This is a genomic window from Enterobacter cloacae complex sp. IR5458, assembly GCF_049238025.1.
Taxonomy (GTDB): Bacteria; Pseudomonadota; Gammaproteobacteria; order Enterobacterales; family Enterobacteriaceae; genus Enterobacter; species Enterobacter kobei.
Genome location: NZ_JBMKIF010000128.1, coordinates 1 through 1,225, shown reverse-complemented (window position 1 = coordinate 1,225; position 1,225 = coordinate 1). Strand labels below are relative to the sequence as shown.

The window sequence follows — 1,225 nt, the reverse complement described above, 5'->3', positions numbered from 1 at the left end:
ATCCACTGATTCTTTTTTTCTTACATTCATAAGAGATGTATCTGACCTCAAGCGGAAACTGTTTAGTGTAATGAAAGGGATTGTGAACTTCTATGGCTATAAAGTTGGCATCTACAGGCGGCAAGAGTACTCAATTGGTCACTCGACTGCCCCCTCCAGCCATAAAAACGGCCAGAAGCAGCATCATTAACTTTATCTTAGTAAGCAAAATCACGTCCCCCTCAAAGAGGGAAAACAAAGCTGACCAGCAGATTATTTCCCACCAGATCCGTTGACTTTGCTAAAATCAGGTGTTGTGTTTTTTGATGAAATGACGCTCCCATCAGGATAGACAAAAGAGTACATAGCATCTTTCCCCTTCTTATTAGGGAATATCATCAATACTTTTTTACTTTCGTCTATAGAGGGATTGTAATTTATTAAAACATTTTCGTTAGGTTTATAGTCCAACTTCACTTTCCAAAACGCATCTTCCTTACCGAAAAGATATAATTTATCCCGCATAGTACACTGTGGGCTATCATTCCATTTTTTTATAAAAGGATAGTATTTTGGAGTGTAATTAAAATCATTCCCCGCCACTGTGTCAAATTGTCCATTCCGCGCAGCATCAGCATCAAAAGCAATAGTTACACCAACCGCAGTTCCAGGTACTAAATCATTCCCAAGATGTGTAGCATCTATATACTCGATACCTAAATTGACTGCACTCAATGTCCATTTACACGTACCACCACCGGTCATAGCAACTTTTGCTTTCCAGGTATCCCCACTCTCTTGCTGCATGGGGATCCCAATAACGTTATAGCTGGGTTCTGTGATAACGGAGCCATCAAAGCCACTGATTCTTTTTTTCATGCATTCATACGAGATGTATCTGACCTCAAGCGGAAACGGTTTCGTATACTGAGACGGATTTTTTACTTCAATATTGACACATTTTGTATCGGCCGGTGGAGTTAACGTTTTATTTACTGCACTACTTATGCTGCAACCCGCCGAGGAAAACAACACCAGGGAAAGCAGAATAATTTTTGATTGATTATACATTTTCCATCACCTCTTCTCCGTATTGATCAAACCGTAAAGCATAATACTGGAGCATAAGCATGATAGTTAATTAACCCGACACACGTTAAATGAAATATCTTTCCATTATTATTTATCCACCTTCATCTTATCGACTTTATCGAAGTCAGGAAATACAGTCCCATCGGATATAACA

The 1,225-nt window shown here is 39.2% G+C and carries 2 protein-coding genes; one reads left to right on the top strand and one right to left on the bottom strand.

What is annotated here, in order from left to right:
* On the top strand, nt 1–190 hold a 190-nt coding region (locus tag ACOTYN_RS26345; protein WP_421634806.1), incomplete at its 5' end, for a hypothetical protein.
* Nucleotides 191–252: 62 nt separating this feature from the next.
* On the opposite strand, the gene ACOTYN_RS26340 is transcribed toward ACOTYN_RS26345, so the two are convergent.
* Entirely contained in the window at nt 253–1,050 is a 798-nt protein-coding gene (locus ACOTYN_RS26340; protein WP_421634805.1) for a hypothetical protein, read from the bottom strand.
* Nucleotides 1,051–1,225 lie beyond the last annotated feature (175 nt).